Source organism: Paenibacillus sp. GCM10023252 (assembly GCF_042653305.1).
In the GTDB taxonomy this organism is placed as follows: domain Bacteria; phylum Bacillota; class Bacilli; order Paenibacillales; family Paenibacillaceae; genus Pristimantibacillus.
This window is the reverse complement of record NZ_JBHSHW010000021.1, coordinates 99,186-116,273: the sequence shown is the minus strand read 5'-3', so window position 1 is coordinate 116,273 and position 17,088 is coordinate 99,186. Positions and strand designations below refer to the sequence as shown.

The following is a 17,088-nucleotide window of genomic DNA, read 5'->3' as shown; positions in this document are numbered from 1 at the left end:
AACACATCTAATACCTTGATTCAATTCATGGAGTGAGTGAACGAGCTTCACCTGAGCTTCATCAACCATACCATTCAGCAGAGCCTTTCTAGCCAGCCGCAGCTTCCGAATGGAGCGGTTAACCTTGCTTATGCAGCCTGCTCTTCGTTGTCTACGCCGATTCACCCTCCTGCCCCCTTACCCTTTTACACCGGTCCTTCTCAACAAGGAGCTCCCTTAATTCAATAGATACGCGTCTCATCCGAATGACCGCCGTTTTGCATTTACGAGCTCTAAGCTCACGTTTTGCTCTCTTGAGCGATCGAAGGCATTGATTTATTTTTTTGATTTTCTTTTTATTTTTCAACGAGGATTACCTCCCCCGCACATATTCGAACTACCCAAGCCTTAGCCCAAGCCCGATAACCAGCATCATTACACCAGTCTATGTCAGAGAATGGAAGTGAACACGGCATCAGCCTAACCCTTATCCGCTTCATTCGTCAGCTCTTCCGAATCTGTCCACGACAACCCGGTTACCCCTTCACCCTGCCCACTCTGATCCAACTCACGATTCCCGCTCCAGCGTCCATTAATCCAACTAATTAAGAATGATATTCCGCCTAGAATGGATAGAACCAACGCCTTGTACAAGGTCTCCTCCCCACTCAGATCAAGGAAGATCGCCTTAGCTCCAACTAACACCAGTACAACAGAGCCGAACCAGCGGAACAGAGCTTGCCGATGATAGGTTCCCCACAGAACGAGCAGCAGCGCATAGACCGCCCATGACACAGAGAGCGTAAGATTCAAGTACCCGCCAGCCCCATCGACCTCTTCGAAAATATTCTCAATCTGTACGGTCAGCAGCCCCCCTACTATAAGGTGAGAGATAAGCGCGTAGCCATGGGACAGGTGACGATTACCTTCCTCTGTCATCATAGGCAACATCAGCCTAGCTGCGTAGAAGAAGCCGATTGCGGCAAGCAGGATCCAGGCGGCTGCTCCCCAATTCAAGAATGGGATATAGGTACCGAACCATTCTCCTCGCGGCGTATTCCAAGTGACCGCGTACCAATAGCAGACTACGATGAACCAGATGACAACGGAAGCCACGCTGAGCAGAACGTAATGACGAGCGCGTCCAATCCATACAAGGACGATTGCAATGCCGCCCCACAGGAAAACAGTAAGTATAGGCTTGTAGGCAAGGTCATTCCCGAATTGGCCCGCAGCAATTAAGAGGAGCAGCAGACCGCTAAGGAAATAGGTGGCCACTGCAGACCCCGGTCGTCTCGTGTAACCGAATATGACTGCCCCCGCAAGCATATACAGCGCTCCAATAGCAGCAAGTGGATAAGCATAATCCATGACGCCGTCAAGCAAGACGAGACACCAGCTTCCGAACAATACGCCGTTCGCTGCGCCTAGATATAGATTCAGACCGTCGAACGTAAGCTTGCTGCGCCATGAGGCCAGCAGGAAGCCTACCATATAGAATAGGAATGCAGCTGCCGCATATCGGAACGGCATACTCCACAATCCATCGACCGAGGGGCTGAAGTGCACGTAATAGACCACATACAGCAGCCAAGTTCCTGCGAATGCTGTACTTCGAAGCTCCGGCCAAGCCTTATTCACGCTCAGGAAGAAGTAAGCGATATTCAGCACAAGCAGATACAGGAACAATGCGAATACTTGATCCGTCTCCGGCCGCATGAGAAGCGGCGCGAGCAGTCCGCCGGTAAGCGCGATAATCATGAGCAGCCTAGACTCCATGCGATAGGCGTAGAGGGTTAAGCCAGCTGTCAGGCCAAGCATAGCGAGCAGGACGGTCATTGGAGGCCATAGCTCGTAGTATATGCCTGCGAAGGAGAACGTCGTGTAGAGAATGCCAGCACCTGTACCCATTACAATCTGGCTCACAGTCCGATATCGTTTGCTGGCGGCAAGCCGAATACCAGTCGTTAAGGATGCTGCTCCGCAGAGCAGGCCGAAGGCGACTCTTACCGGATCGCTAATCCATCCCTGCTGAGCGGTATACTTGAATAACGTAACGATAGCGGTCATGATGAACAGCACACCGAGCAGCGAGGTCCAGTGTCTCTTCGCGAATTCATTCATCTGATTCATGTTGCATACTTCCTCTCTTGATATAGAGTACAAGCTTAATGGCTGCCCATAGGCTGATAATGAGGAGCATGATGACCAATTCCAGCTGGAGCAGATACCATGGCCATGGAGCTAATAGGTCCAGCAAGGAAGCTGTGTCGGGCTTGCGGGCCAAGAACATATAGTTCGTTCCCGCAGCATAATTAACGATTGCCGCTGGGATCGCCAGCACATGAAGCCATAGAAAGGCTCGAAGGGCAGAGCTGAGAGTAGGCCTGTATCTCTCCACAGCGAGTAAGTAGATGTTAGCGGCTACGATGGCGATATGAGCAAGGAAGAACTGCAAGTATCGGAAGTGAGGGAAGCTGTAATCCAGGTTAGGAGTGATCAGCGCCTGCAACGCACCTAGAATGCCGAGGAAGAAGGTAACATCTCTTAATGAGTTCGAGCGAATATACAGGGCAGCCGCTGACAACAGAACGGTCATGCTGCAGAGCTGCAAGGGAAGGGTATGCCAACCCCACTGCCCTGACCGTCCGTACCATAGCTGAATTCCAATCTCACTGCTGAGCAGCAGAGCAGCTATTCCTACTCGGAGCCTGCCGTTCACCTCCGGTGCTCTCAAGCCCACTCGACTAATGATTAATACATACACAGCCAGCATCAATATGATTAACGCACCTAGGTGACTCCATGTGAACAGTGGCAACCTCTCATCCCTCCAGCTCCTACATTTAATCTCATGTTCAAGCAATATTTATGACCTGGTCACAACTCTATTGTTCAATTTTTTTGTCGTTTGTTATAGTACTAACTTTTCATGGTACCTCAGCTCAGCTGGCACGAGAATCAAAAAAAAAGCTCCGAAGGCCTACAGCCTTCCGAGCTTCTCTCCTATTCTTCCTTGCGGAACAATCCCATATCCTTGGCATGCTGCGCGGCTTCTCTAGAACCCTTATGACCGAGCTTCCGCAAAATATGATTCACATGGTTCTTAATGGTTCTAATAGAAACAACAAGCTTATCGGCCATCTGACTCTGCGAATAGCCTTGATCAATGAGCTCTAGCAGCTGAAGCTCAGAGGGAGTGATGAGGTCCTTCAGCTTCTTCCTCTCGAACTCCTGCTCCATAAGCTTGAGCCGCTGGAATTCTTCGCGCATTCGCTCGGCCGCCATCGGACTAATTGGAGATTGTCTCTGATAAGCAGCCCGAATAGCTGCAGGGATGGACTCGAATTCCGACTTGATCTGATAGTCGATCGCCCCAGCTTGGAAGGAGCGGAAGATGAGATTCTTCTCTTCCATTGAGGTCAACATGATGACCCGTGCTCCTGTCATCATGGCTGCTTCTTCGGCTAATGCTATGCCGGCAGCCTCGCCGTCCAGCATAATGTCCATCAGCACGACATCTGCTGGGTGCTCTCCCTTACGAAGAGCTTCTCTGACGAGCTGCGGCGAGGACGCTGTGAATACCAGCTTCATATCATCATAACCGCTTAGATAGCGAGATAGTCCTCGCAGCCAGTCTGCGTCGTCTTCGACGATCCACAATTGAATAGGATTATCATTCATCTCATTCTCTCCCTGCCTCTAACGTATTGGATAAGCTAGCCCTTAGAGCCGATGTTGCCCGCTTAGGCAAGGATAAGAATATGCTCGTGCCTAGTCCAGGCTTGCTTCGAATATAGAGCGAACCCTTATGCTTCCTCATCACATGATAAGCGTAAGGAAGTCCGAGTCCGAAGTTCATTCCGCTGGAGTTCTTCGTCGTGTAGAAGGGCTCAAGAGCCCGGCGAATCTGCTTGCGATCCATCCCTGGCCCGGAGTCTCGAATCTCAATTAATAAGTCACGCTTGGATGAGCTGAAGCGAACCGCAAGCTCCCCTTCTCCCCCCATCGCCTCTATCGCATTACTGACGAGATTATTAACCGCTTCTCCGAGCTGAGCCGCATCCACTTGCACTTGCCAGCCTTCCTCGATCGATATAGACATCCTTATTCGAGTTAGCTGCGGCTCATGAGCCTTCAGAGTATGCGTAATGAGCTGCCCAATATCCGTAGCTGCAAGCAAGAGATCAAGGTCTTCCGTCCGGCGATGGACCCGTGAGATCATATCGTGAATATGCTGAGAAGCGGACTGTACCGCCTGAATGTCAGCGAGCAGCTCCGGTTGATTCGTAGCTTCTGCGTAATGAGTCATGTGACCCAGGAATAACCTCATCTTGCCAACATCATTCTTAATGGCATGATTCAAGATGGCTGACCCCGATGTCACCGCCCGCAGAGTAGAGTCCATACGGCGCCTGTCGATGAAGATACGAATGCCCATGAAGCCATAGGTGAACAGACCGATGACGAACACTGCCACACCCATACCAACCATCCACGGATTGTAGACCCACATGCGCAGGAAGCCGAGACTTGGCAATATATAGTTCATCGTCATGCAGAACAACATTGGCGGAAGCACCGACAGACAGACGACCAGATGCGTACGCAGCAGCGCCGGATGCCTCAGACGCTTCGAGAGTACGAGGAAGGCTCCAGTTATGATATACGGAACTGCCCACCACACGACGATGTCGAAGGTAATCGGGTATCTCTCGTTATAATAGGGAGTGAACAGTAGACACAGAGCAATGGGGAGGAACAATACATAAGGCAGCGCATCTTGCTTCCAAGAGTGCAGCTCTACCGGCTTGTAAGCCATTGCGAACAATAGGAAGGCATAAGGAACAATATAATACGAAGCTAAGGAAGAGACCGACTGCAGGAGAGTTAACAGCTCGATTAGCTTAGTGCTGGACTGGTCAGATGCTTCAAGCGCTGGAATGAGCTGAAGGTCAAGTACTGCTGCGAGCGCCCCCGCACCCCCGCTGTATGCGACAGCGCTGAGCCGGCGCATGGCTGCGGACTGAGGATCCGAGACGAGCATAATCGTACCAACGACCCATAGCGCAATAAGTACAAATAGCATGTGAGCTAACTCCTTCTACAATTCAATGGTCAAGTGAGACGCTTGGGGAATAAGACAAGCCCGACATAATGATAACAGATACCGCGGCAACAGCACAGACCGAATGTTGCGGGGGGATTATTGGAGAGTGTGTGCGAAGGTGCCTTCCTTAGCTGTTAATCTAGCCTATAGACATAGCAAGGGCCGCCCTTCATGGTCAATTAGACCCATCGGACAGCCCTTCCTCGCTCTATTCCCTATTCTGTTCCATCCACTTCACACCGAAGTCCACCAATGCCCGTTGAGGCATGAGCATCGCTTCCGCTCCAGCAATGAGTCCCCGCCTAACGAGTCCGGTCTGTTGTTCGAATGCTGCACCGATGCTCTCGAAGTCCTCTGAATCCAGCGCAATATCATCGTAGCTGACCCACTGCCTTACCCCCTCGATGGTCAACGGGCCTCGGTTCGTTATGGTCTTCTTGGTTGCATAGCTTGCCCTGTATTCAGATAGATGCAAGGATGTATTGTTGGCATGACCGACCCCTATCAGCAGCACCCAGCCATCCAGCTCATACCATCTGGCCAGCGGCGATGCCTCGCCTAAGCTCCAAGCTAGACTATGACGATCCGTCACCCACTTCTTGTGCTTGCCCCAGGCAGCGAAGGAGACATGAGGATGCATGCTCCTGACCGCCTCCCTCTGCGTCCGGAAGCATTCTACGATCGCTCCCATCATTCTCGTTGGTGTGAAGTCAGGATCGAAGGGCGGCATCGTCTCACGAATCGGCTCCCACCACTCTTCCTTGACCGGAGGATTCTGCCAGCCCTCGGGATCGGTCAGATCACTGCTATGCGCAGGCATGACAAGTGTCCCTTCATCGCCTATTGCTGCTTGCAGGGCAAGCACGACGGTTGTTGCGCCTCCGGGTGCCCAGCCGCCTAGGGACTTCAGTGAGGAATGAACGAGCAGAGAGGCGCCTTCTTCAATTCCTAATCTCTTAAGGTCAATGGCTAACGTAGCAGTAGTAATAAGTTCCCCTTGAAGCGGTTCAGCCATTCTATCTCTTCCCTATCGCATAGAATTCACATGCTGAGCGATCATGATAAGCGACATCGCTTACCCCGCTCTGCACGACGACGAGCTGCTCGTCGAAGCGGGTAATGATACCTCCGGAGTTAATGACATGATTATCTTGGAAAACACGGATTCGCGCCTCTTGCTCCATCGCTTCCTGCATATCTTGATTCGTCTCTAGCCTGCGGGTATGTGCCATATCTCATCTCTCCCTATTAACCGTGTATAACGCAAACCTCTCTATTATACACCAGACTGAGAGACATATCTCGATTCATGATGATTGGTGTGATGGAGCTGCCAGCTCATGCAGACAGCCGCTGACTCCTTCTTGAGCAGTGAAGCTTGGTCTGCGGAAGGTGTGAAGAAGGTATCTCGTTCATATAGACGAACAAGCGTCTCCTTGGCAGCTTCATGTGCTGCCGCCTCGTTGGCAAGCAGTTGGTAGCAGACTCTATAACAGTACACTTCAATCTCGCGCAGGATGTCAATTCGCTTGGCTCGATTCATTATCATCACCACCTCGCTTACAGCCGAATGCTAATCCATTACTGAATATTAATCCTTAAGGGTAATGACGTACGTCACGAATTCGTTATTAATAGAAGTAGAAGTGACGAGCTTGTTGCCGGATGGACTCCAGCTAATGGGATCGGAAGCATATTGCAGATCAATGGTTATCGGCGTTACCTCGCCTGATGCTGTATCCGCCATGTAGACTCCCTTGTCACCAGCTTGTTCGGAGATTACATTATAGACCAGCTTAGAGCCATCAGGAGACCAGCTCGTTCCGTAGATCTGCGTAGCTGCATTCAGCTTGAGCACCTCATTGCCTTGGAGATCCGTAATCGTGAGGAGCATGGTCGTCTCAGTCGCACGCCTAACTAAGGCAAGCTGCTTCCCATCTGGTGAAGGAATGACCCATATAACACCATCTACTAGCTTCTGCGCATGTGATTCACCTGTCTGCTTGTAATACAGATTCTCTTCCATGACGTAGTAGATCCCGCCACCCGCTCTCGCTGCGGTAAGGATGGGGCTCTTCGGGCTGTCCACCTCCGTCTCTGTATTCCCATTAAGGTCCGAAGTGTGCAGGGAGCCGTCAACCGTCGTGAACAGAATCTGCTGATCGTCCACGCTGAAGTCCCCGATGTTAACTGCTTGATCAGCACCCCCGATGGGCACCGGCTTGCCTTCCGCATCTGCAAGATTCAGGATATACCCTCTGGCATCCTCTTCCACTTGAGCCTTGTAGACGAGATGCTTCTTGTCTGGCGTCAGCTTAGCCGAGCCTTGATATTCCTCAGCAGGGTATATCGCCTTGTCTGTCTTCGAATCTAGATCATAGACATAGAGATTGTTGTAGAGCTGCTCCTCACCTTCAAGCTTACGAGGCGGCAGGTCTGCCGCAGGTCTGCTGGCAATGATGCTATTCTCGGAGAGGAAGGCCATCCCTCTAGCACCCTTGACTGTCTCGATAGAAGCAACGGCCACCTTGGATGGAGCTGCCTTGCCTGCATCAATAACGGTAATCGACTTATTCTCCTTACGAATGACCTCGCGGTTCGATTCCTCACTGCTTGCTCCGCATGCTGACAGGGTCATGGCCAGCACCACTGCCGAGCTCAGCCAGATCCATCTCCCGAGTCTTGTTGTCATGGTGAAGCTCCTTCCTTGGTATGTTGGATATAGAGTAACAATTGGATGTTTCGGCACCATGACGATCATGTATCCAAGTTGTAAAAATAGGTGAACTAATCCCGGAACAGAGGGAAGATTACGGTGAACCTCGTCCCGCGGCCGCTATCATCGGCGACAGAAGACTCATAGCGGATGACGCCCTTCTGCTTCTCCGCCAGCTGCTTCACAAGCGGAAGGCCAAGCCCAGTGCCGCCCGAGAGTCTTGAGCGGTCCTTGTTGATAGTGAAGAATGGCTCGAAGATCTTGGCATCCAGCTCAGGAGGAATGCCAATTCCGGAATCCTTAATGGTGACCGCCGCATGTCCCTTGTCTATAACAGACGTAATATGGATCGTTCCACCCTGCACATTGTACTTAATGGCATTGTCAATGAGGTTGATGAAGATATGCATTAAACTCTCCCGGTCAGCCCATATTACAGCCGGCTCCAGCTCCGTTGTCATCGTTAAGTTGAACTTCGATGCCTTCCCCCGCATCCGATCGCTTAGATCCTTAAGAAGCTCGCTCAACTCGACCTTCTCCGCTTGCAGCTCGAAGTCATACTTCTCCAGTGCCGATAGTCTCAGCACCTTATCCACCATATCGTACAACCGCTCCGTATCCTTGCCGATGCTCTGAATGGCATCTTCCGTCAGTGTCGGGTCATCGCGATACATATCCAGCAGATCCACATAGGCCTTAATGGATGTTAATGGTGTCTTGAATTCATGGCTAATATTGCCAATGAACTGCTTCTGCTGCTGCTCAAGCTTCTGCAGCTTGCGAACAGCTAGCTCCAGCTTACGCTGCTCCTCCGTCATCTCCTCTATATGCTGTTCAATAGCCTGACTCATGGAGTAGATGTCCTGGCTTAACTCTCCAAGCTCATCGCGGCGCTTGGTCGGCACTGCCTTCATATAGTGGCCGGCAACAATCTGATTCGAAGCTCTCCTCAGCTTGCTGATGAGATTAGCTACACGGTAGAAGTAGCCGTATCCAAGCAGGAACCCCGTAAGGGTAGCAATGAATCCTGCGGTTAGGAAGAGATCGCGAATCGTCTGCAGGAATTGCTGGCTGCTCTGAAGGGAATAGTGGAAGGAAGCAATGCCAATCAACTCTCTCTCCCCTTGAATGGGGGTGAAGTAGATGACAGAGTCTCCCGAAGTCTGATAAGCGATCTTGCCTTGCTTCGCATAGTTCAGCGTATCGGCTACGTCAGCAGTCTCTTGAATAGGCAAGGAGTTGCCTACTTGCTCACCTGATGGGTTGTAGAGTACGACTTGATCTCCTCCGCTTAGCATCCCGATATAGACCGCCATTCGCGGTCCTTGCAGCTTCATGAAGCTGTCCGGCTGCTGCCTGACCAGCCCGGTTACATAGTTCTGCTTCACATATTGGGAAGCGATCTGCCCTTGCCTAGCCAGGTCGCGCTCCATCTCTTCCTGCTGATGCTCCGCAATGCCGCGTAGAACGAATCCGCTTATGACTGTCACCGTTAGGATTAGCAACAGTGCGAGCACCATGCCCAGCTTAAGCTTGATGGAGATTCTCATGCCCGGTCTCCCGAAGCCTTATAACCGATGCCGTATACCGTCTGGATGAGTGATTGATCGACATCTCCCAGCTTTTTGCGAAGCCTCTGAATATGAATATCGACTGTCCGTGTGCCCCCTGCATATTCCATACCCCATACGAGCTCGAGCAGTTCCTCTCTCGTATACACCCGCTCCTTGTGGGAGAGCAGCAGCGCCAGCAGATCGAATTCCTTAGGAGTTACATCTATCGTTGACTGGTCTACATATAGCATGCGCTGAAGTATGTGCATCCGAACAGCACCCGCTGTCAGCTCTTCAGGCTTCTCCTCCTGCTTGCTCTTCTCCATTCTCCGCACAAGCGCCTTCGTTCTAGCCATCAGCTCGCGGACATCGAACGGCTTCGTCATATAATCGTCAGCACCCAGCTCGAGGCCAAGCACCTTATCTACAATATCATCCTTCACGGTCAGCAGAATAATGCCAACCCCAATGCGATTCTCCAGCTTGCGGCACACATCATAGCCAGTGAGCTTAGGCATCATCACATCCAATATGATGACATCCGGGCGGAAGCTGGCCGCCTTGGAGAGCGCATCCTCCCCGTCATGGGCGGTCTCGACCTGATATCCTTCACGCCGAAGAGCATAGGCAATGGCGTCAGCGATGCTCTGTTCATCGTCTGCGACAAGTATTTTCCTAGACACAGCCTTACCCCCGCTACCTTCATAGTTCTGCTTCTTATATTACCCAACTATTGTAACCTAACGGTGTCAGAAATGTATCAGACTTGTAAACGGAGCACAAAAAGAGCTCCCGGCGTTGGGAGCTCTTCAGTATGGTTTGTTCGGTATGGTTTGTTCGGTATGGTTTGTTCGGTATGGTTCGTTCGGTAAGCACCGGTGTGGTGCGGTTAACGGAAGTCTCTTGGAATCTTGCCTGCCGCACCCGTGCGAATCGCGGCTTCGATTACCTTCTGCCGGATGGCTGGGACGACCTGCTTGTTGAACACGCTCGGAATGATGTAATGCTTGTTAAGCTCTTCCTCGGAGATGATCGAAGCAATTGCTTCCGCAGCAGCCAGCTTCATCTCTTCATTGATATCCGAAGCGCGGCAGTCAAGCGCAGCTCGGAACATGCCAGGGAAGCACAGCACATTGTTCACTTGGTTCGGATAATCGGACCGTCCTGTCGCTGCTACAGCAACGATATCCTCAATCTCATCCGGCATAATCTCTGGCGTTGGATTAGCCATTGCGAACACGATTCGGCCCTCTGCCATGAGCTCAACATCGGCGCGTCTCAGCAGCCCACCTGCAGACAATCCAATGAATACATCCGCATCCTTCAGTGCATCCTGAAGATTGCCTGTCACTTCACCGCTGTTGGAACGCTCGGCCAGCCACTTGTGCATCGGATGCTCGCAGTTGCTTGGTGTCAGGATTCCCTGCTTGTCCACCGCAACGAGCTGCTTCACCCCTGCCGAGAGCAGGATTCGGCTGCAGGCAACTCCAGCTGCTCCGATACCGCAGACGACGACCTTCACGTCAGAGATCGACTTGCCGGCAATCTTAAGCGCATTGATAAGGGCTGCGTAGAGAACAACCGCGGTACCGTGCTGGTCATCGTGGAACACCGGAATTTCCAGCTCTTCCTTCAGCCTGCGTTCAATCTCGAAGCACCGCGGAGACGAGATGTCCTCCAGGTTAATGCCGCCGAACGTTGGCGCGATCGCCTTAACGATCCGGATAATCTCTTCCGTATCCTGCGTATCGAGGCAGAGCGGGAACGCATCCACATCACCGAATTGCTTGAACAGCATCGACTTGCCTTCCATGACGGGCATCGCTGCGCTTGGACCGATGCCGCCGAGTCCAAGCACCGCTGTGCCGTCAGAGATAACAGCAACCGTATTTCGCTTGATAGTGAGGGAGTATGCCTGCTGCGGATCTTCCTTAATCGCCAGACAGACCCTTGCCACATCAGGTGTGTAGACGCGGGACAGATCGTCCCGGTTCTGAATCGGCGACTTCGCTTGGATCGTAATCTTCCCGCCTAGATGCAGCAGGAAGGTACGGTCGGATACATGAATGAGTCTGACTCCGGTTAGCTTCGTCAGCTTCTGCTTCATGCGATCGAGGAATGAGATCTCATTGGCTTGAACGGTAATGTCTCTCACGCTCGTCTTGTCGCTCGTCTCAATGACGTCTAATGCAATGATGTCACCGCCTGCTTCGGCAATGGCGGAGGCCAGCTCACCGAACTTGCCGGTTGCGGCATCCAGCTCCATACGCAGTATTATACTCTTGCCGCTAAGCCGTTCCATAGGCGGCCTCCTCTGTTAAGTTCATTTACATACGCTCGCATACAAGCTTAGCTTGAGTGAATAAGAGCAGGTAGTCGCGTCCGCCTGCCTTGGAATCCGTGCCCGACATATTGAATCCGCCGAACGGCTGTACCCCTACGAGCGCACCTGTGCACTTGCGGTTGAAGTACAGGTTGCCCGCATGGAATTCGCGACGTGCTTGCTCGAGATGGCTGCGGTTGTTCGAGATGACCGCACCTGTCAGGCCGAACAAGGTATTGTTCGCAATCTCTAGCGCATGGTCATAGCTGTCTGCCTTCGTGAACGCAAGCACAGGTCCGAAGATCTCCTCTTGAGAGATTCTCGCATGGCCATCCACATCTGCGAAGATGGTCGGCTCGATGAAGTATCCCTTATCGTCGCCAGTTGAGCCACCTGTCATCAGACGTCCCTCTGACTTGCCGATCTCAATATATTCAAGAATCTTGTTATACGCCTTCTCGTCAATAACTGGACCCATATAGGACTGGCCAGTTGCAGGATCGCCAATCGTCAGCTTCTTCGTCAGCTCAACGACCTTGCTCAGCACCTCATCGTACACATCCTTATGCACGATCGCTCTGGAGCAAGCGGAGCACTTCTGGCCGGAGAAGCCGAAGGCCGAGTACGTAATAGACTCTGCTGCCAGATCCAGATCCGCATCGCTGTCCACGACGATAGCATCCTTGCCGCCCATCTCCGCAACTAGACGCTTAATCCAGCGCTGACCCGGCTGGGTCTTAGCCGCTCTCTCATTAATACGAAGGCCAACCTCACGGGAACCGGTGAAGGAGATGTAGCGAGTAAGCGGATGATCGACCAGCAGATCTCCCACCTCGCCGCCAGGTCCAGGCACGAAGTTCACGACGCCATCCGGAAGTCCTGCTTCCTTCAGCAGCTCGACGAACTTGGCAGCAATGACCGGCGTTGGGCTGGCAGGCTTGAGCACCACCGTATTGCCGCACACGACCGAAGCCGTTGTCATCCCCGCTAATATGGCTAATGGGAAGTTCCACGGAGGAATGACCACACCAACACCCAATGGGAGATATGTCAATTCATTGTCTTCACCCGGAATTCTGGTTAATGGTTGTTTTTCTCCAAGCCTCTCCATCTCACGTCCATAAAAGGCCATAAAGTCAATCGCCTCAGCCGTATCGGCATCCGCTTCCGCCCAAGTCTTCCCTGATTCATAGACCAGCCATGCAGAGAACTCGAACTTCCGACGCTTCATAATCGCTGCTGCACGGTAGAGAATACGTGCGCGCTCTGATCCGTTCGTCCACTTCCAGCTCTCGAACTTGGCCGCTGCCTGCACAATGGCACGCTCAGCAAGCGCTGCATCCGCTTGAGCAACTACCCCAACTACCTGCTTCGTGTTGGCAGGATTAATCGAAGTCGATTTACGTTCTGTATCGATGTGCTCACCGTCAATGACGATCGCATAATGTCTCCCTAGCTGTGACTCTACGAGCTGAAGCGCCTCCAGCATAGCCTTACGATTCTCTTCCTTCGTAAAATCGGTAAACGGTTCATTCACAAATTGCTCCATCATCCGTTGTCCGCCTCCCTTTATCCCTTATTTCAGCTTATTCGTCTAACGGTATGGTTAAGAAGCAATTTTGATGCCAAGTCGCAGAACTGCCCTTCACAGCAGTCAGGAATGACCGCCCACTCACCTTGGCACCCTTCTTGCTTAGTAGAGAAGACAGAACGACAGAAGAAGTCTTCGTAAAGGAATGAGGTTGTATGAGCGACATGAACCATCGATTAATGAATGTCATTGAAGAGCACCGCGACCTATGGGTTCAGACTAGCCGCAAGATCTGGGACAATCCCGAGCTCGGCCATGAAGAATTCCAGGCGGCGAAGCTGCTTACCTCTATAGCAGAGAAGTATGGATTCCATGTGGAGACGGGAAGCGCTGGACTTCCAACCGCCTTCCGGGCAATCTATGATTCAGGCAAGCCTGGGCCGACACTCGCTTACTTATCCGAGTATGACGCCCTTCCCGGTCTTGGTCATGCATGCGGACACAATCTAATTGGTGTGATGAGCTTGGGCGCTGCTATCTCCCTCCGAGATGCAGTCAACCAATATGGAGGCAAGGTCATCTTATTCGGCACACCGGCCGAAGAGACCAGCGGCGGCAAGGTGACCATGGCGGAGCAAGGCTACTTCGAAGGCGTAGATGCAGCGATGATGGCACACCCCTATCACTCCTATGAGCGCAGCGGCAAGTCACTGGCGATGGAGGCCATCCAGTTCGATTATTATGGCCGAACCGCCCATGCCGCTTCTCAGCCGCAGAATGGAATCAATGCTCTGGATGCCGTCATCCAGACCTTCAACAGTATTAACGCCTTGCGTCAGCATGTAACGAAGGATGTACGCATACACGGCATTATTACGAAGGGTGGAGAGGCGGCGAACATCGTTCCGGACCGCACTCAGGCTCAGTTCTACGTCAGGACCGGCCTCAAGACCACACTTACCGCAACCGTGGAGAAGGTTCGCAATTGTGCGAAGGCAGCGGCTCTAGCTACTGGCTGCCGAGTGGAGATTAGCAATTATGAGCTGGGGTATGACAATCTCGTCACGAATGAAGCCTTGTCCAGCGTGTTCGTCGACCAATTGCTTGCCCTTGGAGTCAAGCCTGATGAGATTAAGCATGGACTCGATCACGGCTCCCTGGATATGGGCAATGTCAGCCATCAGGTTCCAGCTATCCACCCTTACATCCAGGTTCCGAACTGCCCCTATGGCGTACACACGATCCAGTTCCGCGACGCAGTTGGTGGTCCAGATGGAGAGAAGGCTCTGATGACAGGCATTAAGGCGCTTGCCGCAACAGGGCTTCACCTGCTTCAGCATCCAGAGAAGTTAATCGAGATTCAGAGAGAATTCGCCGAACAGCATGGGATTGTTAATTCTAAGAATGAGGTGACCGTAGGATGAGAGTAGTAGAATCCGTATCGATTGTAACTGTACCCTTCGACGGGGGAGGCTCGCGCCGCGGCGCAAGCCAGGGACCGGAAGCGATTATTCAGGCCGGCCTGGAGCGCAAGCTGATGAATCTAGGTCTTGCAGCAACCGTGGAAGAGCCAGTCGGTCCCCTTGAGCTGAAGGATATGGGGAATATTCCGGAGCTGAAGTATCTGAACGAGGTCGCAGGTATTAACGAGATGCTAGCTGGGCGCGTCGCTTCCATTGCTGGAGGCAGCTCCTTCCCGCTCGTCCTCGGCGGTGACCACAGTATTGCGATCGGCACCCTGGCCGGCTTGGCTCAGCACTATAACCAGCTTGGTGTCATCTGGATAGATGCTCATTCCGATATGAACACGCCAGAGACTACTCCATCCGGCAATATTCACGGCATGTCACTTGCTGTGAGCCTTGGCCAAGGGGTAGAGAAGCTCACTTCCATCGGCGGCAGCGCAGCTAAGATTCGCCCTCGCAACGTAGTCATTATCGGAGCTCGTCAGCTCGATCCAGGCGAGCGCGAGTATATTCGCAAGGAAGGCATTACATGCTTCACGATGACCGATATTGATAAGCTGGGCATGCCTCGTGTGATGGAAGAAGCGATACGAGTAGCGAGTGAAGGCACTGACGGTGTCCACGTCTCCTTCGACATCGACAGTGTAGACCCTAACATCGCTCCAGGCACGGGAACTCCGGTCCAAGGAGGACTGAGCTACCGCGAGGCTCATCTCGCGATGGAGATGCTCTATGAATCAGGCATCGTCACATCCGCCGAATTCGTCGAAGTCAGCCCTACACTTGATCAAGGCCACCGCACCTCCCGCCTTGTCGTTGAACTTATCGGCTCCCTCCTAGGCGAGCGCATCTTATAGACTCCCTTCAGAGCACCGGCGAGCAGCCGGTGCTTCTCTATGCCAGCTTACATGCAGGAAGGCCGTCTGGAAGGACCCGATATACGGTCCATGCCAGACGGCCTTCTTATGATCATATGAACCCTATGCTAGCTATTCCTTAGGCTCTCCAGCAATACCAGGCGTGGTCATTGCTACTGGATCAAGGATCGCCGCTACTTCCTCATGAGTTAACAGCTGACGTTCCTCAATAATAGACCGAATCGTGAGCCCTGTCTTCGCCGCTTCCTTCACGAGCTGTGAAGCGACATCATAGCCGAGATGAGGATTCAGTGCGGTAATGATGCCATAGCTCCGATCGACGTACTCTTGGCAGCGTTCACGGTCTGCTTCCAGCCCTTGAATGGCGTATTCGCCCAAGGCAGCGAGGCCATTATGCAGAATCTGCAGCGATTGAAGCAGATTCTTCACGACGACCGGCATCATCACATTCAGCTCGAACTGTCCTGCTTCACAAGCTAGTGAGATCGTATGGTCATTGCCAATGACTTGGAAGGCAATCTGGTTCATGACCTCAGGCATAACAGGATTAACCTTGCCCGGCATAATCGAGGAGCCCGGCTGTCTTGGCGGCAGCTTCAGCTCGGCGAGACCCGCCCGTGGACCTGAAGCCATCATTCGAATATCATTGCATATCTTCGAGAGGTTCACTGCGCATACCTTCAGGGAAGCGGACAGTGCGGTGAACACATCTGTATTCTGCGTCGCATCGACGAGGTCTTCCGCTGTATACACCGCTATTCCGGTCTGCTCAGCCAGCAGCTCACTTACTCTTGTAATGTACTGTGGCTTCGCGTTAAGTCCTGTTCCTACAGCTGTTGCTCCCATATTAATAGCGAGCAGCTCTTCAGCTGCTTCCGCTATTCTCTTCCTGTCGCGTCCAATTACTCTCCCGTATGCTTGGAATTCTTGTCCCATGCGAATCGGCACGGCATCCTGCAAGTGGGTGCGGCCCATCTTAATGACATCGTCGAACTCGAGCGCCTTCGCGTATAGACTCTTCTGGAAGTCCTCCATGACAACGAGCAGCGACTGCGTTAGCCGATAGGCCGCGAGCCGAAGCGCTGTAGGAATCGTATCGTTCGTCGATTGAGACATATTCACATCATTATTAGGGTTGCAATAGAAGTAGTCGCCTTTGTTCTCGCCCATAATCTCCAGAGCTCGGTTCGTCAACACTTCATTCATATTCATGTTAATGGAGGTGCCAGCTCCGCCTTGAATGGAATCTACGATGAAGTGCTCCAGATGGCGGCCTTGCTTAATCTCATCGGCTGCTTGAATGATGAACTGGCCAAGCTTCTCCCGAAGCTTGCCTGTCTCCATATTAGCCATAGCAGCCGCCTTCTTCACTTCAGCAAGGGCAACAATAAGCTCCTTATGGACCGGTACACCGGTAATCGGAAAGTTCTGGACCGCACGCATCGTTTGAATGCCGTAATAAGCATAAGCCGGTACTTGTACTTCTCCCAGAAAGTCTTTTTCTACGCGATATTTCATGGTAAGCCCTCCGA

15 protein-coding genes are annotated in these 17,088 nt (G+C 52.3%); 2 read left to right on the top strand and 13 right to left on the bottom strand.

Annotation, left to right across the window (positions count from 1 at the left end):
* Positions 1-459 precede the first annotated feature (459 nt).
* The 12 genes from ACFO9Q_RS11420 to pruA all read right to left on the bottom strand — a co-directional run bounded on the left by ACFO9Q_RS11420 (position 460) and on the right by pruA (position 13,233).
* Complete coding sequence (locus ACFO9Q_RS11420; RefSeq protein WP_379181954.1) at positions 460-2,112, bottom strand: DUF2339 domain-containing protein; 1,653 nt, start codon at positions 2,110-2,112, stop codon at positions 460-462.
* Positions 2,096-2,800: a TIGR02206 family membrane protein gene (locus ACFO9Q_RS11415; protein WP_379181952.1), complete on the bottom strand. Its 705-nt coding sequence runs from the start codon at positions 2,798-2,800 to the stop codon at positions 2,096-2,098. Before ACFO9Q_RS11415 ends, ACFO9Q_RS11420 begins: the two co-directional genes overlap by 17 nt.
* 185 nt (positions 2,801-2,985) lie before the next feature.
* Positions 2,986-3,663: a response regulator transcription factor gene (locus tag ACFO9Q_RS11410; protein WP_379181950.1), complete on the bottom strand. Its 678-nt coding sequence runs from the start codon at positions 3,661-3,663 to the stop codon at positions 2,986-2,988.
* 1 nt (position 3,664) lies between these two features.
* Positions 3,665-5,068 carry a sensor histidine kinase gene (locus tag ACFO9Q_RS11405; RefSeq protein WP_379181948.1) on the bottom strand — a complete coding sequence of 468 codons (1,404 nt, stop codon included), beginning with the start codon at positions 5,066-5,068 and terminating at the stop codon, positions 3,665-3,667.
* 229 nt (positions 5,069-5,297) lie between these two features.
* The gene (locus tag ACFO9Q_RS11400; RefSeq protein WP_379181946.1) at positions 5,298-6,104 is read right to left on the bottom strand and encodes an aminoglycoside N(3)-acetyltransferase; all 807 of its coding nucleotides are present in this window, start codon (positions 6,102-6,104) and stop codon (positions 5,298-5,300) included.
* 1 nt (position 6,105) lies between these two features.
* A complete protein-coding gene (locus tag ACFO9Q_RS11395) occupies positions 6,106-6,321 on the bottom strand; it encodes a hypothetical protein (RefSeq protein ID WP_379181944.1) in 216 nt (71 codons plus the stop codon).
* A gap of 44 nt (positions 6,322-6,365) precedes the next feature.
* Complete coding sequence (locus tag ACFO9Q_RS11390) at positions 6,366-6,632, bottom strand: hypothetical protein (protein ID WP_379181942.1); 267 nt, start codon at positions 6,630-6,632, stop codon at positions 6,366-6,368.
* Between the two features lie 48 nt (positions 6,633-6,680).
* Positions 6,681-7,781, bottom strand: coding sequence for a hypothetical protein (locus tag ACFO9Q_RS11385; RefSeq protein WP_379181940.1), 1,101 nt, complete (start codon positions 7,779-7,781; stop codon positions 6,681-6,683).
* Positions 7,782-7,876: 95 nt separating this feature from the next.
* Positions 7,877-9,355, bottom strand: coding sequence for a sensor histidine kinase (locus ACFO9Q_RS11380; RefSeq protein ID WP_379181938.1), 1,479 nt, complete (start codon positions 9,353-9,355; stop codon positions 7,877-7,879).
* The gene (locus ACFO9Q_RS11375; RefSeq protein ID WP_379181936.1) at positions 9,352-10,041 is read right to left on the bottom strand and encodes a response regulator transcription factor; all 690 of its coding nucleotides are present in this window, start codon (positions 10,039-10,041) and stop codon (positions 9,352-9,354) included. The genes ACFO9Q_RS11380 and ACFO9Q_RS11375 overlap by 4 nt, the downstream gene beginning before the upstream one ends.
* A 206-nt stretch (positions 10,042-10,247) precedes the next feature.
* Positions 10,248-11,660, bottom strand: a complete 1,413-nt coding sequence (locus tag ACFO9Q_RS11370; protein ID WP_379181934.1) for an NAD-dependent malic enzyme — start codon at positions 11,658-11,660, stop codon at positions 10,248-10,250.
* A 25-nt stretch (positions 11,661-11,685) separates the two neighbouring features.
* A complete protein-coding gene (pruA, locus tag ACFO9Q_RS11365; protein ID WP_379181932.1) occupies positions 11,686-13,233 on the bottom strand; it encodes an L-glutamate gamma-semialdehyde dehydrogenase in 1,548 nt (515 codons plus the stop codon).
* 203 nt (positions 13,234-13,436) lie between these two features.
* Between pruA and ACFO9Q_RS11360 the strand changes: the two genes are divergently transcribed.
* Together ACFO9Q_RS11360 and rocF are read left to right on the top strand one after the other, a co-directional pair.
* The gene (locus tag ACFO9Q_RS11360; protein WP_379182739.1) at positions 13,437-14,636 is read left to right on the top strand and encodes a M20 family metallopeptidase; all 1,200 of its coding nucleotides are present in this window, start codon (positions 13,437-13,439) and stop codon (positions 14,634-14,636) included.
* A complete protein-coding gene (gene rocF / locus ACFO9Q_RS11355; RefSeq protein ID WP_379181930.1) occupies positions 14,633-15,535 on the top strand; it encodes an arginase in 903 nt (300 codons plus the stop codon). Before ACFO9Q_RS11360 ends, rocF begins: the two co-directional genes overlap by 4 nt.
* A gap of 132 nt (positions 15,536-15,667) precedes the next feature.
* Here rocF and ACFO9Q_RS11350 read toward each other — a convergent pair whose 3' ends face one another.
* Positions 15,668-17,074: an aspartate ammonia-lyase gene (locus ACFO9Q_RS11350; protein WP_379181928.1), complete on the bottom strand. Its 1,407-nt coding sequence runs from the start codon at positions 17,072-17,074 to the stop codon at positions 15,668-15,670.
* Positions 17,075-17,088: the final 14 nt, after the last annotated feature.